Origin of the sequence: Clostridium sp. MD294, from assembly GCF_000364165.2 — a bacterium.
GTDB lineage: Bacteria > Bacillota > Clostridia > Lachnospirales > Anaerotignaceae > Coprocola.
The window spans coordinates 736,469-756,163 of the sequence record NZ_CP097810.1 but is presented as its reverse complement, the minus strand read 5'-3'; the positions used below and the strand labels follow the sequence as shown (position 1 = coordinate 756,163).

At 30.8% G+C, this 19,695-nt stretch carries 20 protein-coding genes and 3 tRNA genes; 8 read left to right on the top strand and 15 right to left on the bottom strand.

The annotated features are described in order from the left end of the window. Window positions 1-23 precede the first annotated feature (23 nt). Complete coding sequence (gene cysK / locus C820_RS03660) at window positions 24-956, bottom strand: cysteine synthase A (protein ID WP_004038235.1); 933 nt, start codon at window positions 954-956, stop codon at window positions 24-26. 252 nt (window positions 957-1,208) lie between these two features. Between cysK and C820_RS03655 the strand changes: the two genes are divergently transcribed. After that, entirely contained in the window at window positions 1,209-1,874 is a 666-nt protein-coding gene (locus C820_RS03655; RefSeq protein ID WP_004038237.1) for a hypothetical protein, read from the top strand. A 239-nt stretch (window positions 1,875-2,113) separates the two neighbouring features. On the opposite strand, the gene rbr is transcribed toward C820_RS03655, so the two are convergent. Together rbr and C820_RS03645 are read right to left on the bottom strand one after the other, a co-directional pair. After that, entirely contained in the window at window positions 2,114-2,653 is a 540-nt protein-coding gene (rbr, locus tag C820_RS03650; protein WP_004038239.1) for a rubrerythrin, read from the bottom strand. 144 nt (window positions 2,654-2,797) lie between these two features. Beyond that, entirely contained in the window at window positions 2,798-4,834 is a 2,037-nt protein-coding gene (locus C820_RS03645; protein WP_004038241.1) for a methyl-accepting chemotaxis protein, read from the bottom strand. A gap of 775 nt (window positions 4,835-5,609) precedes the next feature. Here C820_RS03645 and C820_RS03640 point away from each other — a divergent pair. Beyond that, window positions 5,610-5,810 carry a hypothetical protein gene (locus C820_RS03640; protein ID WP_004038243.1) on the top strand — a complete coding sequence of 67 codons (201 nt, stop codon included), beginning with the start codon at window positions 5,610-5,612 and terminating at the stop codon, window positions 5,808-5,810. A gap of 28 nt (window positions 5,811-5,838) precedes the next feature. After that, window positions 5,839-6,945, top strand: coding sequence for an FIST signal transduction protein (locus C820_RS03635; protein WP_004038245.1), 1,107 nt, complete (start codon window positions 5,839-5,841; stop codon window positions 6,943-6,945). Between the two features lie 56 nt (window positions 6,946-7,001). Here C820_RS03635 and C820_RS03630 read toward each other — a convergent pair whose 3' ends face one another. The 3 genes from C820_RS03630 to C820_RS03620 all read right to left on the bottom strand — a co-directional run bounded on the left by C820_RS03630 (window position 7,002) and on the right by C820_RS03620 (window position 13,935). Then, window positions 7,002-11,684 carry an SEL1-like repeat protein gene (locus C820_RS03630; RefSeq protein WP_004038247.1) on the bottom strand — a complete coding sequence of 1,561 codons (4,683 nt, stop codon included), beginning with the start codon at window positions 11,682-11,684 and terminating at the stop codon, window positions 7,002-7,004. A 693-nt stretch (window positions 11,685-12,377) separates the two neighbouring features. Next, a complete protein-coding gene (locus tag C820_RS03625) occupies window positions 12,378-13,184 on the bottom strand; it encodes an MBL fold metallo-hydrolase (RefSeq protein ID WP_004038251.1) in 807 nt (268 codons plus the stop codon). 565 nt (window positions 13,185-13,749) lie between these two features. After that, entirely contained in the window at window positions 13,750-13,935 is a 186-nt protein-coding gene (locus C820_RS03620) for a toxin-antitoxin system HicB family antitoxin (protein WP_004038253.1), read from the bottom strand. A gap of 217 nt (window positions 13,936-14,152) precedes the next feature. On the opposite strand from C820_RS03620, the gene C820_RS03615 reads away from it, so the two are divergent. Then, window positions 14,153-14,506, top strand: coding sequence for an HIRAN domain-containing protein (locus C820_RS03615; RefSeq protein WP_004038254.1), 354 nt, complete (start codon window positions 14,153-14,155; stop codon window positions 14,504-14,506). Window positions 14,507-14,577: 71 nt separating this feature from the next. On the opposite strand, the gene C820_RS03610 is transcribed toward C820_RS03615, so the two are convergent. The 6 genes from C820_RS03610 to C820_RS03590 all read right to left on the bottom strand — a co-directional run bounded on the left by C820_RS03610 (window position 14,578) and on the right by C820_RS03590 (window position 16,605). Continuing rightward, window positions 14,578-14,934: a helix-turn-helix domain-containing protein gene (locus tag C820_RS03610; protein WP_004038255.1), complete on the bottom strand. Its 357-nt coding sequence runs from the start codon at window positions 14,932-14,934 to the stop codon at window positions 14,578-14,580. Further along, window positions 14,927-15,082, bottom strand: coding sequence for a type II toxin-antitoxin system RelE/ParE family toxin (locus C820_RS14560; RefSeq protein ID WP_502799877.1), 156 nt, complete (start codon window positions 15,080-15,082; stop codon window positions 14,927-14,929). The genes C820_RS03610 and C820_RS14560 overlap by 8 nt, the downstream gene beginning before the upstream one ends. 12 nt (window positions 15,083-15,094) lie before the next feature. After that, the gene (locus C820_RS14555; protein ID WP_004038256.1) at window positions 15,095-15,289 is read right to left on the bottom strand and encodes a hypothetical protein; all 195 of its coding nucleotides are present in this window, start codon (window positions 15,287-15,289) and stop codon (window positions 15,095-15,097) included. 124 nt (window positions 15,290-15,413) lie between these two features. Continuing rightward, window positions 15,414-15,779, bottom strand: a complete 366-nt coding sequence (locus C820_RS14550; protein ID WP_004038257.1) for a hypothetical protein — start codon at window positions 15,777-15,779, stop codon at window positions 15,414-15,416. Between the two features lie 4 nt (window positions 15,780-15,783). Then, the gene (locus C820_RS03595; protein ID WP_035296966.1) at window positions 15,784-15,996 is read right to left on the bottom strand and encodes a hypothetical protein; all 213 of its coding nucleotides are present in this window, start codon (window positions 15,994-15,996) and stop codon (window positions 15,784-15,786) included. 414 nt (window positions 15,997-16,410) lie between these two features. Then, on the bottom strand, window positions 16,411-16,605 hold the full coding sequence (locus tag C820_RS03590) for a helix-turn-helix domain-containing protein (RefSeq protein ID WP_004038259.1): 195 nt from the start codon (window positions 16,603-16,605) through the stop codon (window positions 16,411-16,413). A gap of 218 nt (window positions 16,606-16,823) precedes the next feature. Between C820_RS03590 and C820_RS03585 the strand changes: the two genes are divergently transcribed. From C820_RS03585 to C820_RS14545, 4 genes are all read left to right on the top strand, one after another. Next, a complete protein-coding gene (locus C820_RS03585) occupies window positions 16,824-17,390 on the top strand; it encodes a helix-turn-helix domain-containing protein (RefSeq protein WP_004038261.1) in 567 nt (188 codons plus the stop codon). Window positions 17,391-17,469: 79 nt separating this feature from the next. Then, complete coding sequence (locus tag C820_RS03580) at window positions 17,470-17,607, top strand: DUF2442 domain-containing protein (RefSeq protein WP_004038262.1); 138 nt, start codon at window positions 17,470-17,472, stop codon at window positions 17,605-17,607. Between the two features lie 1,066 nt (window positions 17,608-18,673). Continuing rightward, window positions 18,674-19,129 carry a tyrosine-type recombinase/integrase gene (locus C820_RS03575; protein ID WP_004038264.1) on the top strand — a complete coding sequence of 152 codons (456 nt, stop codon included), beginning with the start codon at window positions 18,674-18,676 and terminating at the stop codon, window positions 19,127-19,129. After that, on the top strand, window positions 19,078-19,302 hold the full coding sequence (locus C820_RS14545; protein WP_083863980.1) for a helix-turn-helix domain-containing protein: 225 nt from the start codon (window positions 19,078-19,080) through the stop codon (window positions 19,300-19,302). The genes C820_RS03575 and C820_RS14545 overlap by 52 nt, the downstream gene beginning before the upstream one ends. A gap of 93 nt (window positions 19,303-19,395) precedes the next feature. Here the strand turns inward: C820_RS14545 and C820_RS03570 are convergent. From C820_RS03570 to C820_RS03560, 3 genes are all read right to left on the bottom strand, one after another. Then, a tRNA-Met gene (locus C820_RS03570) sits at window positions 19,396-19,469 on the bottom strand. 12 nt (window positions 19,470-19,481) lie between these two features. Then, a tRNA-Tyr gene (locus C820_RS03565) sits at window positions 19,482-19,562 on the bottom strand. A 12-nt stretch (window positions 19,563-19,574) separates the two neighbouring features. Beyond that, a tRNA-Thr gene (locus C820_RS03560) sits at window positions 19,575-19,647 on the bottom strand. Window positions 19,648-19,695: the final 48 nt, after the last annotated feature.

The window sequence follows — 19,695 nt, the reverse complement described above, 5'->3', positions numbered from 1 at the left end:
AATCATATCAATGCCTTTTTTTATTAGTCTTGGAACAATGCTGTAGAATAATATCTATCAGCAGAGTCTGGAAGCAATACAACAATTGTCTTATTTTCGTTTTCTTCTTTTTTTGCTAATTCTATACCTGCATGAAGTGCTGCACCAGATGAAATACCTACTAATATACCTTCTGCCTTTGCTAATTTTTTTGCTGCTATAAAAGCGTCTTCATTTTCTACTGGAAATACACTGTCATAAATAGAAGTATTTAATACTTTTGGCACAAAATTTGCACCAATACCTTGTATTGCATGAGCACCGCTTTTTCCCTGAGAAAGCACAGGAGAACTTGCAGGTTCTACAGCAACCACTTTTATATTTTGATTTTGTGATTTTAAATATTCTCCCGTTCCTGTTAATGTACCTCCTGTTCCTACTCCAGCAATAAAAATATCCACTTCTCCATCTGTATCATTCCATATTTCTACGCCTGTAGTTTTTTTGTGCATTTGTGCATTTGCTTTATTATCAAACTGTGCAGGTATAAAACTATTAGGAATTTCTTTTGCTAACTGTTCTGCTTTCTCAATCGCTCCAGCCATACCTTTTTCACCTTCTGTCAATACTAGTTCTGCACCATATGCTTTTAATATATTTCTTCTTTCTACACTCATTGTTTCTGGCATAGTTAATATAATGCGATACCCTTTTATTACTGCAATAGAAGCTAATCCAATACCTGTATTACCACTTGTAGGCTCAATAATTACAGAACCTTCTTTTAATAGTCCTCTTTGCTCTGCATCTTCTATCATACCCTTTGCAGCTCTATCTTTTACGCTTCCTGTGGGATTAAAATATTCTAATTTCAGTAGAAGCCTTGCTTTTAACTGAAGTTGTTTTTGTAAACGAACTGGTTGTAATAACGGTGTATTTCCAATCATGTCTAATGTACTTTTATAAATTGCTGACATAAATAACGCCTTCTTTCTATATTATTCCTACTAATTTAATATGGATTACTTGTAATCATAGTACTTATATTAACATTTGTCAATATATTTTTTATTATTTTACTATTTTTTTACATAAAATAAAAGTATAGGGCTTAATTTTTAATAATATGTTCCGATATATTTATTAGAAGGTTACAAACAGTTTTATAAAAATAATATAAAACAATATTGTGTCAAATTATTTTACTATATTAAGGAAGGGGAAAAAATATGAATAACGTAAATATGAATGTAAAAGTAAATGCAAGCGTATATGCGTCTTCTACTGTTGCTCAGCATCAAAGTACAACAGTAAAAGAAGCTGGTAAGGAAACTACAACATCATCTACTCAAGTAAAACAAGATACATTTGTTTTCTCTGGTTCTGTATCTGCATCTACATCTAAAAACAATGCTATAGAAGAAAACAAAAATACAACTTATGAAAAACCAAATAAATTATCTGCACAACAATTGCAAGCACTTTCTGACCAAAGAGTTGCTTCTTTCAAAAATATGGTGCAGACTATGCTTGGAAAACAAGTAAAAACATTAAATAAATCTTTGTTTGAAGGCATTACTATTAGCCCAGCAGATAAACAAGCAGCAATTGATGCAATTTCTCCAGGTGGAGCATGGTCACCAGAAAATGTTGCAGGCAATATATTAAATATGGCAAAAGCACTTTCTGGCGGAGATGCTTCCAAAATTGAAACATTGAAAAATGCTGTAATAAAAGGTTTTCAAGCTGCTGAAAAAGAATGGGGCGGAAAACTGCCAAGTATTACAGATGAAACATATGATTTGATTATGAAAGGCTTCGATGAGTGGGCAAATGAAGGTAAAGAAACAAATAGTACTGATGACTCTGTAAAAACAGAAAAAGCAGAAGCTTAATATACATTATAATTAAAACAAAATGGCTCGATATACATACTGTATATCGAGCCGGGGCAACTGTACAGGAAAGGGAATTTCATGTACAAACCACAGTATAATCAAAAATAATTAAAAATAGATTATAAATACATTAAATTTTGATGAAAAAATATATCTTTTTACAACCTCTACTACGAAAAACTCCTCTTGCTTTTATATAAAGTAAGAGGAGTTTTTATAGTATTAATACTTATTCATTAATAATTTTCAGCATGAATTTCAAAATAACTTTGAGGGTGATTACATACAGGACATATTTCTGGGGCATTTGTACCTACTACAATATGTCCACAGTTTCGACATTCCCAAACTTTCACTTCACTTTTTGAAAACACCTCTGTTGTTTCAATATTTTTTAGTAAAGCTCTATAGCGTTGTTCATGATGTTTCTCAATGGCAGCAACTAAACGGAATTTTTGTGCTAATTCTGCAAAGCCTTCTTCTTGAGCTGTTTTTGCAAAACCTTCATACATATTTGTCCATTCATAATTTTCACCTTGTGCTGCATGAAGTAAATTTTTACTTGTATCTTCTATACCATTTAATTCCTTAAACCACATTTTTGCGTGCTCTTTTTCATTATCAGCAGTTTTTAAAAATAATGCTGCTATTTGTTCATATCCTTCTTTTTTTGCAACACTAGAAAAGTAAGTGTATTTATTACGTGCTTCAGATTCTCCAGAAAATGCAGCACGTAAATTTTTTTCTGTTTGTGTTCCAGCATATTTATTTGACATTTTTGTTTCCTTTCTTTACTTAGTAACTAAAATTTATTTTTGTAACATCTATAAATAAATATAATATATTATTTTATTATAATAATCAAGTTACTAATCAATATATCATTAAAAAATTATTCACAATTATTGTGCTATAAGATATTATTCTTCTTCTAATTGAAATTTTACTAGTTGCTCGTTCAATATACTAGCCTGTTCAGACAGTTCTCCACTAGCTGTAGCAGAGTCCATAACAACATCACAGTTTACTTGTACTACATTTGAAATTTGTTTTAGACCCTCAGACATACGATTAACTGCCTGAGACTGGTCTTTTGTTGCTTCAAAAATAGAACTTACAGAATGAGATACCTTTTGTGCACTTTCTACAACTTCTTTTAAAGATTGATTTGTTATATCAGAAATATGGCTTCCTTTTTCTACAGCCGTGATAGTACTTTCAATAAGAAGTTCTGTGCTTTTTGCTGCTTCTGCTGACTTATTTGCCAAATTTTTGACTTCATCTGCTACTACTGCAAATCCTTTGCCTGCCTCTCCTGCTCTAGCTGCTTCTATTGTTGCATTTAAAGACAATATTTTTGTTTGAGAAGCAATATCATCAATTGTATTAATTACTTTGATAACCTCTTTTGATTTTTTATTAATTAAATCCATAGCATCTACTAATTCATTCATATACTCACTACAAGTTTTAATTTTTTCATGAGATTGTATATTTTCTTGCTCTGCAACATTCGCAAAATTAGCCGTAATATTTACTTGTTCTGAAATATAATTTACAGTATCAGATAATTCTTGTATAGAAGCTGCTTGTTCTGATGCTCCTTCTGATAACGACTCTGCTCTAGTAGAAACTTGTTCTGCTTCTGCATTTACATGTTTTGAAACATAAGCAATCTCTTTGAGCACTTTTGTCAATTTAGAACGTATTGTCTGCAAAGACTCTACCAATACCTCTAAACTTCCTATATAGTATACTCTATTTTTTTCTACATCAACTGTTAAATTACCATCAGCCATTTCTCCTAATATTCTTCCAATATCTTCAACAGATTTTGCTAAATGATGGCAAACATCATGTGTCGCATTTGCAATCATACCAATTTCATCTTTTCTATCATAAAATTTTTCTAATCCTTCATCTGCAGAAAGGTCAAACTTACCTAAACTAGCTATTGCATTTTCTACAACCATTAATTCTTTCGCTGTCCTTTTTAATATAAAAAGTGTTGTCAATACAATCAGTGTAGCTACAATAATACAAGCAGAACCTATTATAATATTTGCAGTAACAACAGGTTTAAAAACTTCAGAAGCACTATCCTGTACCATAAACACCCAATTACGATTATCCAAATATTTATATGTTACCATCTGATTTTTATTTTTTTCATCTTTATATACATATACATTTGCCTCTGTATTTTTTTGTTGTCGTATACGATTTAAAATCTCTAAATGTCCCTTATCTGTTGTTTCTTTATTTAATAAACTTTCATTTTTATGATAAAGATATGTACTTGTTTCTACATCAATAAATACATATTCACTATTAGGAAGACTTTTGAGTTCTAGTTCTAGAAGAGAGTCCATTAATCTTTTTGCATATACTCCAGCACCTACATAACCAATACACTCTTCACCATCAAATATAGGATAATATATTGAAATTACCATATTTCCAGTACCAGGAGATACCATAATACCTAAATTAGTTATTTCAGCCTTTGACAAAATAGTTTCACGAAAAGTATTTAAAGAGCTTCCTTCTCTTGTTGTTATACCAATTGCTTCTGGAGAAGTATGTGTCAATACATATGTATCAGGAGTAGCAATATATAAACCTTCAAAAATTCCTTTTACATTAGCAAAATCTTCTGTATATTGTTGAGCCTCTTTCAAAAATTCTGGGTTATCTGGGTCTTTCAAAAGATTTTTGACTTCCTCACTTAATGAAAAAGAAACTAAATATTCTTCAGCAGATGCTACATAATCATCAATAATAGAAGCTCTAGACTGTACAGCATTTGTCATTTCATTTGTAATACTTTTTCTAACAATATTTTCTATGTTATTTGATATTATTGTCCAAAGAATAAAAAGACCAAATAAAGTAATTATTGTAGTTAATATACTAATTTTTGTAACCAATTTTCGGTTTTTTAGGAACTGCTCCATACTATTAATTCCTTTCTTTTTGATATTATTTATGCTTTGTCATTTTAAATTATTTATTGGTTTATTTTCATTTGTTTTTACATATCATTGTACTTTCACACTATTTATAAGCACACTTTTCAAAAGCTCCTGAAAGAAAATTTTTTCTCCTAAAATAATATTCCATTTAACACAGTTTATTTTTCTTTTTTTATTGGAGCAAAAATTTCATTATATTATTGAAACTCTTTTTTTAACAAATGAATTTTTTACTTTTTTATCCTTTATATTTTTTGTAGTTTTTGTATATCTATCTTGATTATCAAATTATTTGGTATTATAACAATTACAGATTGATATAAATTCTAACCTCCTCCTTAATTGTTTTAATGTTAATTCATTTTTTTACTTCTATCAAAAGCTCTATGATACTAAGTTGTAGCCAACTTAAATTTGTATTTTTAATCGTCTCTCTATATGTTCTCATATAAAATTAAGCACAAGCAGTGCTATTTATTGCTATTATATCTACTTTTTAATATAGTATTATTATTCAATACGCAATCATTATTTTTGATAGGACAAATTTATTATAATTTATAAGAAAAAAACCATTTATAACTTTATTTTGTCACCAAAATTTTAGCATATTTATTTATATAATTCAATACTTTCGCCTTGAATAATACCCAGAAGTAGATTGACGAAATATTATCTATATGGCATAATAATTATAATTAGCATATTATGATATATAGTATTCATATTTATAAATTGTGTGAGAGGTGATTTGATATTGGCTGGGCAAATTTATCATATTATTCAGAGTGTCATCACTCAAAAATCTAAAGGAAATCAAATTATAGCAAGAAGTATTAAAACAAAAATGATTTTAAAAGGAATTGCTGTTGACAAATACACTCCTTCTTCACCTGATGACCCTGTTATGGTACAAAAAGTGAAAGATGTTGCAAAAGAATTTGGATTAACAGTTTAAAAAATTTTGAAGTAAAGGTGGAATAACATTGGCAATAAAAACACTTTCTATTAAAGGAATGGATAGTAAAGATATGGCTCAAAAAGCAAAAACAGCATTAAAAGATTTCAATGCAGAATTATTACTATTTTTTGCTTCCAGTTTTTATGATACATCTTCTCCAGCAAAAGAATTAAGTATTGCATTTCCTCACAGCAGAATTATTGGTTCTACTTCTCATAGTGAATATTGTAATTCTGATTATACAGAAAACTCTGTTAGTATCATGGCAATAGACAAACAAAGTGTAGAAGATGTTTGTATTCAAGTAGTAGAAAATATTGAGCAAAAACAGCTAAATCTTCATAATTTAATGCAACAAATGGAAGCTCAGTTTGGAGGACAGGAAGAAATTTTTAATCATTTTGACCATTATGTAGGAATTGTTTTATTTGAAGCAAGTGCTAAAGCAGAAGAAACTTTTATGGACTCTCTTGGAACTGCGTCAGATATTTTGTTTGTAGGTGGTTCTTCTTCTACTACAGAAAACAATATCTCTAAAGTTTATGTAGGAGATAAGTCTTATAACAAAGCAGCAGTATTAGCAATTTTAAAAACAGTAAATGGTTATGATGTATTAAAAACACAAAGTGCTTGTATTTTATCTGAACGTAAAATTGTTGTAACAAAATCTGATATGCAGCAGCGTATCGTTTATGAATTTGACAATCGTCCTTGTGGTGAAGTATATGCTGAAGTGATTGGTGTACCAAAAGAACAAATTCAAAATTATTTTGTGTCAAATCCTTTGGGTATTGTAGCAGAAGGTGAAATCTTTGTTCGTACATTTGATCAAATAAAACAAGATGGTATTACACTTCATTGTGGTCTTCCAGAAGGTGCTGAAATTAATGTTTTAAAAATTGGTGATATTGTAGCAGATACTAAAAAAGCATTAGATAGCACAATTACATATTCTCCAGCAGGTGTTATTAATTTTAATTGTTTATATCGTACATTTGAAATGCTTAATAAAGAATTAACAAAACAGTATTGTTCTTTGTTTGGACGCTATAATAGCATTGGTTTTTCTACTGCTGGTGAAGCATTTTTAGGACATATCAATGAAACATCTACTATATTAGTAATTAAATAATTTTATTTATAGTACAAATAAAAAGTGTCTGAATAAATATATTCAGACACTTTTTATTATTGATTTAATTGTTGTTTTAAAAACTCTATATCTATAGATGGTTTTTGTGACATAATCTGTTGAAATGTCAGTTCTTGAGCACTTGCTTTTTCTTCTTGTTCTTTTATTTTTTGTTCTGTTGTTTTTTCTTCTAATTCTTCTTGTTGTTGCTCTTCTGTTTCTACTTCTTTTGTTTCTACTGCTTCTACTTCCTCTATTTCTTCTGCTTCTACTTCTTCTGTTTCTATTTCTACTGCTTCTACTTCTTCTGCTTCTATTTCTTCTACTCGTACTTCTTCTGTTTCTACTTCTTCTGTTTCTACTTCTTCTGTTTCTACTTCTTCTGTTTCTACTTCCTCTATTTCTACTTCTTCTGTTTCTACTTCCTCTATTTCTATTTCTTCTGTTTCTACTTCTTCTATTTCCTCTAATGCTCTTTGTTCTATAGTTTTCTGTTCTTCTATTACTCTTTGTTCTACTGCTTGCTGCATTGCTTGCTGATGTTTTATAATACTGCGATTTTTGCGAGTCCCTACAGAGAGTACTTGTGCCATACTATTACCTTGTTTTGCTGCTTTTTCAAACCATTGTATCGCCAATGTTTCATCTGGCTCTACACCAATACCGTTTTCATAGCAACAACCTAAATTGATTTGTGCTATATCATCGCCCTGTTCTGCAGCCTTTTGATACCATTCAAATGCTTTTGTATCATCTTTTTCCACACCATTTCCATTTTCATAACAAAATCCTAAACGGTTTTGTGCTTCAGAATTACCTTGCTCTGCGGCTTTTTCATACCATTGTGCTGCATCATTTTGATTTTTTTCTACACCTTCACCATAATAATAACAGCAACCTAAATTAGTTTGTGCCATATCATTACCTTGCTCTGCAGCCTTTTGATACCATTCAAATGCTTTTGTGTCACTTTGTTCTACACCATTTCCATAATAATAGCAACAGCCTAAATTGGTTTGTGCTTTGACATTGCCTTGTTCTGCCGCTTTTTGATACCATTCTACTGCTTTCGCATCATTTTTTTCTACACCTCTACCTTTTTCATAGCAATAAGCTAAATGAAATTGTGGTTCAGGCTGTCCCTGCTCTGCTGCTTTTTCATACCATTCAAATGCTTTTGAAGCATCTTTTTCTATACCAACACCATTTTTATAACATTCTCCTAAACGGTTTTGTGCTTCAGAATTACCTTGTTCTGCTGCTTTTTCATACCATACTACTGCTGTTGCTGCATCTTTTTCTACACCAATACCATTTTCATAACAACAGCCTAAATAATATTGTGCTTTGTCATTGTCTTGTTCTGCCGCTCTTGTATACCATTCTACTGCTTTCATAGCATTTTTTTCTATACCCTCGCCATAGTAATAGCAGCAAGCTAATTCTGTTTGTGCTTCTATTTTATCCTTTTCTGCAGCCTTTTGGTACCATTCAAATGCTTTCTGTTCATTTCTTTCTATACCTATACCATTTTTATAACATTCTGCTAAATTATATTGTGCTTCTATATGGCCATTCTCTGCTGCTTTTTCATACCACTGTACAGCTTTTATATTATTTTGTTCTACACCAATACCATTTTTATAATATTCTGCTAAATTGTATTGTGACTCTGTATGTCCCTGTTCTGCCGCCTTGATATACCATTCTAACGCTTTCGCATTATCTTTTCTTGTGCCTATACCATTTTTATGACATTGAGCTAAACAATATTGTGCTTCCGCATTGCACTGTTCAGCGGCCTTTTGATACCATTTGAATGCTTTTGATTTATCTTTTCTTGTGCCTATACCATTTTCATAGCAATATCCTAAATGATATTGTGATACAACATGACCCTTTTCAGCTACTTTTTGATACCACAAAAACGCATTTTTATCATCTTGTTCTACTCCTATACCCTTTTCATAATAATATGCTAATTTGTGCTGTGCTTCTGTATAGTCTTGTTCTGCAGCTTGTTCATACCATTCAAATGCGTCATTACTATTTTTTAAAACACCAATACCATTTTCATAACAACAAGCTAAACAATATTGTGCTTTGATGTGTCTTTGTTCCGCAGCCTTTTGATACCATTGAAATGCCTCTGTATCATTTTGTTCTACACCCTTGCCATTACTGTAACACTCTGCTAAACAATATTGTGCTTCTATATAATTTTGCTCAGCAGCCTTTTGATACCATTGTGCCGCTTGTACTACATCATTTTCTACAGAAATCGCTTTAATATAATAATATTCTCCTAAATATTTCTGTGCTTCACTTTCTCCATGTTGAGCTGCTTTTTCATACCATTCAAGTGCTTTTTGTTTATCTTGTTCTATTCCAATACCATTATTATAGCACTCTGCTACAATGCTTTGTGATGCACTATCATCTTGCTGAGCTGCTTTTTCATAATATTCAAATGCCTTTTTTTTGTCTTCTTTTACGCCATCGCCATAATAATAGCACTCTCCTAAATATCTTTGTGTATCTACATGGCCTTGTTGAGCTGCTTTTTCATACCATTCAAATGCCTTGTCCCAGTTTTTTCTTACTACAATACCTTTTTCATAATGTCTACCTACAGTATATTGTGCCTGTGCATTTCCTTGTGCTGCTGCTTTCTTATACCAATCCAATGCAATTCTTGCACTTTTTTCTACACCATTACCTTTATCATAACATTCCCCTAAATGATATTGTGCCGCAAGTTCTCCCTGTTCCGCAGCTTTTTGATACCATTCTACTGCCTTTTTGGTATCTTTTTTAACACCTATACCATTATCATAACACAATCCTAAATAATATTGTGCTTCACTATCATACTGTTCTGCTGCTTTTTGGTACCATTGTATTGCTTTTTCTTCGTCTTTTTCAACGCCTCTACCGTTTTCATAACAAAGTCCCATTTTAGTTTGTGCAGAAATTTCTCCTTGTTCCGCAGCCTTTTGATACCATTCTACTGCTTTTGTAAAATCCTGTTCTACACCATTACCATTATAATAGCACCAACCTAAATTGGTTTGTGCAGAAATCTCTCCTTGCTCTGCCGCTTTTTGATACCATTGTATTGCCTGCGTATAATCTTGTTCTATACCATCACCATTATAATAGCATAGTCCTAAATAAAATGCAGCTTTACTATTTCTTTGTTCTGCCGCTTTTAAAAACCATTCTACTGCTAATGTATCATCTTTTTCTGTACCTTCTCCATTATAATAACACAATGCTAAATTAGTTTGTGCTTCAGAATGTCCCTTATCAGCAGCCTTTCGATACCATTCTACTGCTTGTGATTTATCTTGTTCTACACCATTGCCTTTATCATAGCAAACTCCTAAACAATACTCTGCATTTTTATTTCCTTGTTCTGCTGCCTTTTTAAACCACTCTACGGATTGAGCATAGTTCTGAGCAATACCATCTCCTTTATAACAACACAGTCCTAAATAATATTGTGCTGTACTTTCTCCTTGCTTTGCCGCTTTTAAAAACCACTCTACTGCTTTTGTTTTTTCCTTTTCAATACCATCACCTTTATAATAGCATAATCCTAAATAGTATTGTGCAGCACTTTCACATTGTTCTGCGGCTTTTGTCCACCATTCTACCGCTTTTATTTTATCCTTTTCAACACCATTACCTTTATAGTAGCACAATCCTAAATTAGTTTGTGCTTCAGAATGTCCCTGTATTGCAGCCTTTGTCCACCATTCTGCAGCCTTTGTAGGAGATTTTTCTACTCCTTCTCCTTTGTAATAGCATAATCCCATATAATATTGTGCAGAAATTTCCCCCTGTTCTGCAGCCTTTTGATACCACTCCATTGCCTTAGCATAGTCTTGTTCTATACCATTGCCTTTATAGTAGCATATTCCTAAATTGGTCTGAGCTTCTCTATAGTTCTGTTTTGTTGCTTTTTGATACCATTGTATTGCTTGTATGTAATCTTGTTCTACACCATTACCATTATAATAGCAAAGTCCTAAACCATTTTGTGCTTCAAAATTATCTTTCTCTGCCGCCTTTTCAAACCATTCTATGGCTTTTTGATAATCTTGTGTTACACCATTGCCTTTATAATAGCACATAGCTAAACGGCTCTGTGCTTTGTGATAATACTGTTCTGCGGCTTTTGTATACCATTCTACTGCCTTTTCATAGCTTTGTTGTATTCCTTTACCTTGCTCATAGCATAAAGCAATATGATATTGTGCTTTTATATGGTTTTGTTCTGCAGCTTTTTCATACCACTTTGCAGCATTTTCTGCATCATCAATAGAGTTATAATACTTTCCTACAGCATATTGTGCCTCTATGTGGTCTTGTTCTGCAGCTTTTCTGTACCATTCAAATGCTGTTTTATCATTTCCTATAGAAGTATAATGTTTTCCTACAGCATATTGTGCTTCTATATGTCCTTGTTCTGCAGCTTTTTCAAACCACTCTATTGCACTTTTATTATCTTGTTCCACTCCTTCACCGCTGTGATAACATTCTCCTAAACTATATTGTGCTTCCATATGTCCTTGTTCTGCGGCTTTTATCCACCATTGTACTGCTTCTGGTTTATTTTCTTCTATGCCTTCGCCATAGTAGTAGTATTCTCCCAAGTGGTACTGTACTTCACTATCCCCTTGTTCCGCCAGCTTTTTCATCCACTCTACTGTCTTTGTTATGTCCTTTTTCATATATCTGTACCTCCATAAATAACACAGGTCTTATGTACATTACTATCTCTATATTATGTACTGTTACCTTTTCGGTAATTACTTTGATTATCTCCCTCTACAAAATTTTTTTATAAAATAAATTACTACTGTATCAAATATACTTTGCTTATTGTAATATTCCTTTTATTTTTATTTCGGTCTAAAACAAAATATACTTAACCCCCTATTATCGAAAGACGCACATAAGCAGTAAAAATTATTATATGTAAAATACTACCAAATATCCATAAATGTTTTATTTTCTTTATATATATATAACAAAAAAATGCCCCCTCTATTAATACTCCTTTTTTCAGTATAAAAAGATACCCCTTTCCTCATAATAGTATATTGTATTTATTACTGTATATCAATATATTTTATATTTATAAATCAAATTTCATACTTATAAAATACTTTTTGATTATAAATAATGTTAATATTACTATAGTGTTAAAATCTTCCATATATTTTAGTACTTTCATAATTACGTCAATATATACTTATTCTACTATATTATTTAATAAAATTATCCTTCTTTCATTATTATACAAAAATATAAGCCTTAGAAGTGTTACTTTCTAAAGCTTCTTTAAAATTATATTATCTATATTTCATTTAGCTTCATTAAAATGTTAGTATAAAATATTTTACTTTTTTCATCAAATTATTTTAAAAAAACAACTCCATACCACAATGAATTGATACTAATTTCTCTCCCATAATTGGCTTCATTATGTCAATAGCTTTTTGTCCTGTACAATGTCCTGTATAAAAAACAATATCTTTTTGACATAGATGTTGTGCTGTTTGATAAATTATTTCTTTTTCTTGCTTTGTATAATCTGTTTTTTTCATCATATGAAAGCCACTTAATACAATATCTGGATATTCTCCATAATTTTGTTGATATTTATCAAGTATATTTAATATTCCATTATGAGCACAGCCAGAAAGAAGTATTTTTTTCTTTCCTTCTATTACTAAACATTGCTCATGATGAAATTCATCTTGTACTTTATGTCCTCTTTCTATCATAGATAATGCTAAATTACTCTGAGGCCAAAACTTTCTTCCTATGATATTTGTAAAAAGAGATAGTTCTTCGTCAATTTGAAAATCTCCTTCCAATAATTTTATATTTGGCAATTCTGCAATTGTTTTGTCTATTCCAATATAACGCTGCCCATGAAAGTAATCTCCTAAAGCACTCTTCTGCATATAAATAACTGCATTTTGATTGATTTTACGAAAAGCAAGTATTCCTCCAGAATGGTCATAATGTCCATGACTTAATATTACTGTATCTATTTCCAGTAAATTAATACCTAATTTTTTTGCATTGTATAATGTTTTTTCACTCGCACCAGTATCCATAAGTAATTTATGCTTTTCTGTTTTTATATAAATACTTAGCCCATGTTCATATTCATACTGTGAATTATCGCAACTGTCCTCCATTAAGACAATACTTTTCATCACTTTTTCTCCTTTATTATCATAGTATATTTACTTTAATTTAGTATACTCTAGGATTTTTAGAAAAACATACCGTTTTCTACATAATTAAAATATTTTTCAATACATTTATTTTTTATATCTTTATTTATAAAATTATATCATTTACATTAATAAAATTCAATAATCTCCACTTTGTATATCTATTTAAAAATATGATAATATCATTATATTTGTAATCTAATTTATACCAAAAATCATAAATAGTTAAAAAATAATTTGCATAGTACTTTTGGGATAAAAATACAAAAAAAATATTTTATAAAAAAGCTCTAGAATTTTCACATTCTAAAGCTTTTTTCACATTTTAGGGGCTGTATATAAGCTAATAATCTTTTGGTTATGAGTTTAGAAATTTATGTTTTATAATATTTTATTTGCAACACTATATTGTTTTGTTTAAACTTAAATTTTAATTTTTTAATGCAACCTTTTTGAGTTGAACCTAAATTTTAACTTTTTGCAACATTGCAACTTTTTTATTTCTGTTGACACTATTTACCCACTAAATACCCACCGTAAATATTTATAGTTCGCTTTCTTTTTCCATTGCTTGATTGATAGCTCTATTGATAAAGGCGTTTAGGCTTTCCCCTTTAGAAGCTGCATAATTTTGGATATTTTCTTTTAACCCTTTTTGTACTCTAAGAGTTATGTTATTATATGCTTTTTCATTATATTTATCCTTTACTATACTTGATGTTTTGCTCACTATCTCACCGCCTTATATTTAATTATATCACATTTTTCATACTGAAGTCAGTATCCTATAATAAAATCATAAAAGATAGCAGCTATTTAATAAGCCCCTTTTAGTAGACTTTTCCAAAAAAAGGTTCACTCTGAACAATAGCAATCACATCAAACACTTTACTAGTAAAGTTCACTTCTTAAAATACATATTGATGAAAAAGAAAGGAGCTAATGCAATGGTAAAAGCGTGGGTATTAATAAAAATGCAGACAATAGAAACAAAAGCAACTGGTGTAACATATGGTAAAAGACAAAAAGCATTAGAGCATTTAAGACGTTACAAAAATACTGATATTGCATTGCACTTGAAAAGAGAAAAAGACAATATACATGATAACAATGCAATAGCTGTCATTGCTATAGTAAAAAATAAAGGTTCTTACTGTATAGGTTATATTTCCCATATTCTTGCTGGATTTCTTGCACCTTTAATTGATAGTGGGAAAAGCGTACAAAGCATTTTTAAAGAAATTAGAGGGGGCTATGAACCTTATATGAATTATAGTATTGCTATGCAAATAACAATATAAATATTATATTTTCTTATCATGATTTTCAATAAAAAAAGCTCAGTTTATTACAACTGAACTTTTCTTTGTTCTCATTTAGTTTCAAGTGGTACAACTGCAAGTGTTTTCCCTAATGGGAGCAATACCTTTAAAATTGTGTCGATTTGTGGGCTTGTATTACCTTTTTCCATTCTTGCTATAATTGGCTGTTTTACTCCGCTAAGTTCTTCTAGTTTCTTTTGACTAATTCCTTTTTCTTGTCTAGCCTTTATAATTTCCCCTATAATAGCAACTCTTAAATCACTTTCTGCTATTTCTTCTGGTGTAAAAAGTGTATCCATAAATTCTAGTACATCACCTCCAATGGCAGAAGCTCCACGTTCTTTTAAGTCTGTTAAATTTTCTTTTGCCTGTGTGATTGCCTGTTGATATTTCTTATTTTCACTCATTCTCTTTACTCCTTTCCCTATAATCGGTTAAATTTCTTTTCGCTTGCTCTATTTCTCGCTTTGGTGTTTTTTGTGTTTTCTTTACAAAATGGTGTAAGAGTACAAAACTTTTTCCATCCCAAGCTGCAAATAATATTCTGTCTTTTATTGGTCTAATTTCCTATATTTCACCATCAATATGTTTTATATAGGGTTCTCTTGCCTGTGTTCTGTACTCACTTAATGCTTTTAAATAATCTCTTATTTTATTTAATTTTATACGACTGTTTTTGTCTTGTTTATTTGCCAATTCTTGTAAATATTCCTGTATGGAGCTTTTACCGTTTCTGTCCTCATAAAAATATGTATGATACAAATAATTCTCCCACTTTTACTATATAGTATACTTTAAAGTTATTAAAATAGCAATCACTTTTTCAGTATTATTTTTTGATTTTCTATTTACAAATACATCATTTTGCCATAAAATAAATAATGTATCATATTTTCCCCTCACTTTGGTTGGTGGTAGGGGAATTTTTTTTTAATACTAATTGTTTAATTACTTTTTGCTTGAGTTGCTCCATTTGTTTTAAATCCTTTGCCTCAATAAATATTTTTGCTATCAATCTTTTTATTGCTACCACACCATTTTCAAATGGCAATAAATATCCCTTTGCTATCAGTAACTTCAAGTCATCATTACTAGCATTGATTAACTTTGTTATTTTCTTTGGACAAGCAATAAAACCATCATCATCGGCTCTCATTCCCAAATGAAAATATAATCCTTGTGCAGATAGAGGCATATCTAAAAAGTTATCCGTATCTATTACATCAGGGCTAAATATTCTCCTATTTTCCATATACTCACCTCTTTACATCTTGCTTTCTAATTCCTTGTTGCTTTTGTTTTTTCTCTACAACAATACCTGTAACATCTTGTAAAAACTTGTCTACATCATCAAGCTTTAATAATATTCTACTACCTATCGAAAACGTTGGTATTAAACCACCTTTTACAATTCTTCTGAATGCACTTTCTGTTAATGCAGTTTCGCTGTCTTGCTGTTTTATGTACAAGTATGCTTATTTGATATTTCTTACTCTTACCGCCAATATCACACCACCCCTTTTTGGCCTTTTTTTCTAAAGAGAAACTCACTTCTACAGACATAACACATTGAGAGGATAAATTACACCTTAAAGTGTTGTTTACCTTTTTTTATTGAGTTTTTTTGCCAAATAGGATTTTTTTTGCACCTTTCACTTTGTTGCTTTTGGAGCTACACCTTACACCTTATATCAGTAGCCCTCAATTCAAGGGTTAATCTAAAGGCGTTTATATCGCTTTCATCTATTGGCATTACTGACGCCAGTTTAAAAGTCAATAATACTGACTTTTGATTATCTGTACTAAACAATATTGAGTTTAGCTACCGTCGCAAAATACGACGCTATCTAATGGTAATATTGTTCCTATCAGCCTACCACCTGTCAATCCTCTAGTAGCTCCTTGACGTCACAATTTAATACCTTGGCTATTTTGCCTACTGTTGCAGGTTTGCAATTATCACCCTTTGCTACACGTCGGTAAGTCTGATATTGCATACCAATATCTTTGCACAAATCATAAGGATTTTTACATGCTTGTGCTAATGTTATTTCTAGCTTTTGTTTGTTTAAGTTCATATAATCACCTTCTTTTAGTATTATTTTCAATTTTAAGTATGAATATAGCATTATTTTATCATGCTGTAAATATATAAAATTATATTTTTTATATTTACTTTTTTATTTTTATATGTTATTATAAAATTGTATTATATAGTATTAAAATAATATATGTCATTAACATTTTTTATTCTTTTATAGTATACTAATTTAAAACGATAAAAGGTGGTGAGAATTTGGGAGAATTTGAAATACTCGGAACAAGACTAAAACTTTTGCGAAAACGCTTAAAAGTAAATCAAATAGAATTTTCAAAAATGATAGGTATTTCCTCTGCTACACTTTCAGCATATGAAACAGGTGTCAAAAATCCGTCTTTAGCTGTACTAAAAAATATTGCAGAAACTTGTAATGTTTCTATTGACTGGCTTTGCGGTTTAAGTGATAAAGAAAGCCTTTCTAACAATGATAGTATAAAAACATATAGTGACATTATTAAAATGCTAGTTGAAATAGAAAAACATATACGAACTAACTGTAATATTCTTTTTTATGATAATCCTGATGGTAGACATGCTGCTGGTGAAATTATATTCTATGACGAAATAATGGCTCATTTTGTTGAAAATTGGGAAAAAATGATAAATTTGCATTTATCTAATACTATTGATGATAATTTATATTCATTATGGACTAATCAACAATTAGATTTATATAGATTTGATTTACCAAATAGAAATTCTAGTATTTCTAATCACAAAATTGATGATGATGAAATTGATGATGATGATTTACCATTCTAATCCATTCGCCCTACAAGACGAATACCTTTTTCAACATCAATATTGAAAACTTCATCACAATCAAGAAAGGGTTGTTGATATGTTAAGACCAAAACCAATAGAAGTAACACCTTTAAATAACTACAAGCTATCCCTTGTATTTGACAATGGAGAACATAAAATATTTGATGTAAAACCGCTTATTAGTGGGAAATGGTTCGGGGATAAGTATATTTAAAACAGTCAAAATAACAGGCAATACTGTTGAATGGATAAACGGTCAAGATGTTTGCCCTGATGATTTGTATTATTTGAGTAAAGCAACTGTTATGCAGCAATAAAGTTATTAAAGGGTGTCGTATTCTGTTACCCCCTCAAGTAGCAATTAAGCACTCTAAGCAATACTTATACAGCTCTAACAATTTGTTATAGCCCTCAACATCAATGTTGAGCATTAAGGGCTACTGTATTTTAGGGTATCCGTTTCAAACGTAACTCTTTTGCTTCTCCATTTGGAGAAGTTGGAGAAACACTGATTGAATTTAGCGATTTCAAATCGAGAAAATACTTATCCCAAAGTTGAAGCAAGTAAAAACTACAAAAGGGGGCGGTGTTTCATATCCCCCTTAAAGCTAATACAAACAATATTTATTTGTATCAGCCTTGAAAGGTGTCGGTACTTTAACAACCCCTAAAATGTATATTATACATTTCAGCTTCTGCTCAAAAATGAGCAAAAGTCTTTATTCCATTTTTGGAAAAAAGGTTTGTATAAAATCTAAAAGGGTGTAAGCATTATTTACCCTCTTGCAATAATATCACTAGGGTACAAATATTATTTGTATCCGCTTGATAGGCGGAAGGTGTGTCCATTTCAGACATACCTAATATATTTACAAAACACATTAGCTTTTACTTAAAAATAAGTAAAGGGGTATGAACATTATTCACAACTATACTTTTGCGTTTTTAAAACTCATAAGTCAACAAGTAGTTTAGCGATTTCAAATCGCTAAACCTATATTCTATTTTTGGAAAAAAAGGTTTCTCACGAATTTGTTAAAAACTAGAGTTGTAAATGTTGTTTATACTCTTAAATATAATTCGTTGATATTTTTAACGGTAATTTTTAGCGTAAGCACTATTTACGCATTTCAAATACTAAAATAAAAAAATGCCCCTGTATTACAAGTACAAGGACATTTCTATAAACGGGGTATCTGATACACCCAAAAACCAAATATAGTATATCAGAATACCCCTTATTTTTTTATACCTAATTTTGAAAAATAGGAGTTTTTTTTATGGCTACAATCAAAAAAAGAGGGAACAATTATTCTATTAGAGTATCTTGTGGCTACGATATGCAGGGAAAACAAATTATAAAAAGCATGACATGGAAACCAGAAAAAGACATGACAGTAAAACAGATGGAGAAGGAAGTACAAAGACAAGCAATATTGTTTGAAGAAAAATGCAGACAAGGCTTGTGCTTCTCCAATAACATTCGCTTTGCTGATTTTGCTGAAAAGTGGTTTACAGATTATGCAGAAAAACAGCTAAAAGCAAAAACAATCGCACGCTATAAAGATTTACTCAAAAGAGTTAATCAAGCAATAGGACACATTAAACTGAACCAGCTACAGCCTATACATCTCTTACACTTCTATGACAATCTAGCAGAAAACGGAATAAATATAAGCCTACTATACACATTACAGAAGCGATTGACAATGTCAGTATTACTAAAACTGCTTTAGCAAAAAAAGCTAATATTTCTGTTAATACTCTTAATCAAACATACAAGGGTAAAAATATTTCTGCTACATCTGCTAGTACAATATCTAAAGCATTAGGTTATCAAATGGATTTTCTTTTTCAACAAGATACACAACATACAACATTACAAAATATTTTTAAAAAAGTACAGTGATAAAGAACAAATAAAGAACAAATCATAGTAATATCTTTGTAAGTATAAAAAATAAAAGCCCTAGAACTGTTGAATTCTAAGGCTTTTTTAAAATTGCGGGGGCTGGATTTGAACCAACGACCTTCGGGTTATGAGCCCGACGAGCTACCGAACTGCTCCACCCCGCGTTAGAATGAAACTGGATGGGGAAGGATTCGAACCTTCGAAGCTATCGCAACAGATTTACAGTCTGCCCCCTTTGGCCACTCGGGAACCCATCCATATAAAAAATAAGCCGATGAACGGACTCGAACCGTTAACCTGCTGATTACAAGTCAGCTGCTCTGCCAATTGAGCCACATCGGCAAATTTACACCTTCAAAACTGAATACAAGCTATCATCAAAAATCTTTT

Bases quoted from the DNA above. Each gene is read 5' to 3' on its own strand.
- cysK (WP_004038235.1), bottom strand. From the start codon at position 956: ATGTCAGCAATTTATAAAAGTACATTAGACATGATTGGAAATACACCG.
- C820_RS03655 (WP_004038237.1), top strand. From the start codon at position 1,209: ATGAATAACGTAAATATGAATGTAAAAGTAAATGCAAGCGTATATGCG.
- rbr (WP_004038239.1), bottom strand. From the start codon at position 2,653: ATGTCAAATAAATATGCTGGAACACAAACAGAAAAAAATTTACGTGCT.
- C820_RS03645 (WP_004038241.1), bottom strand. From the start codon at position 4,834: ATGGAGCAGTTCCTAAAAAACCGAAAATTGGTTACAAAAATTAGTATA.
- C820_RS03630 (WP_004038247.1), bottom strand. From the start codon at position 11,684: ATGAAAAAGGACATAACAAAGACAGTAGAGTGGATGAAAAAGCTGGCG.
- C820_RS03625 (WP_004038251.1), bottom strand. From the start codon at position 13,184: ATGAAAAGTATTGTCTTAATGGAGGACAGTTGCGATAATTCACAGTAT.
- C820_RS03615 (WP_004038254.1), top strand. From the start codon at position 14,153: ATGGTAAAAGCGTGGGTATTAATAAAAATGCAGACAATAGAAACAAAA.
- C820_RS03610 (WP_004038255.1), bottom strand. From the start codon at position 14,934: ATGAGTGAAAATAAGAAATATCAACAGGCAATCACACAGGCAAAAGAA.
- C820_RS14550 (WP_004038257.1), bottom strand. From the start codon at position 15,779: ATGGAAAATAGGAGAATATTTAGCCCTGATGTAATAGATACGGATAAC.
- C820_RS03590 (WP_004038259.1), bottom strand. From the start codon at position 16,605: ATGAACTTAAACAAACAAAAGCTAGAAATAACATTAGCACAAGCATGT.
- C820_RS03580 (WP_004038262.1), top strand. From the start codon at position 17,470: ATGTTAAGACCAAAACCAATAGAAGTAACACCTTTAAATAACTACAAG.
- C820_RS03575 (WP_004038264.1), top strand. From the start codon at position 18,674: ATGGCTACAATCAAAAAAAGAGGGAACAATTATTCTATTAGAGTATCT.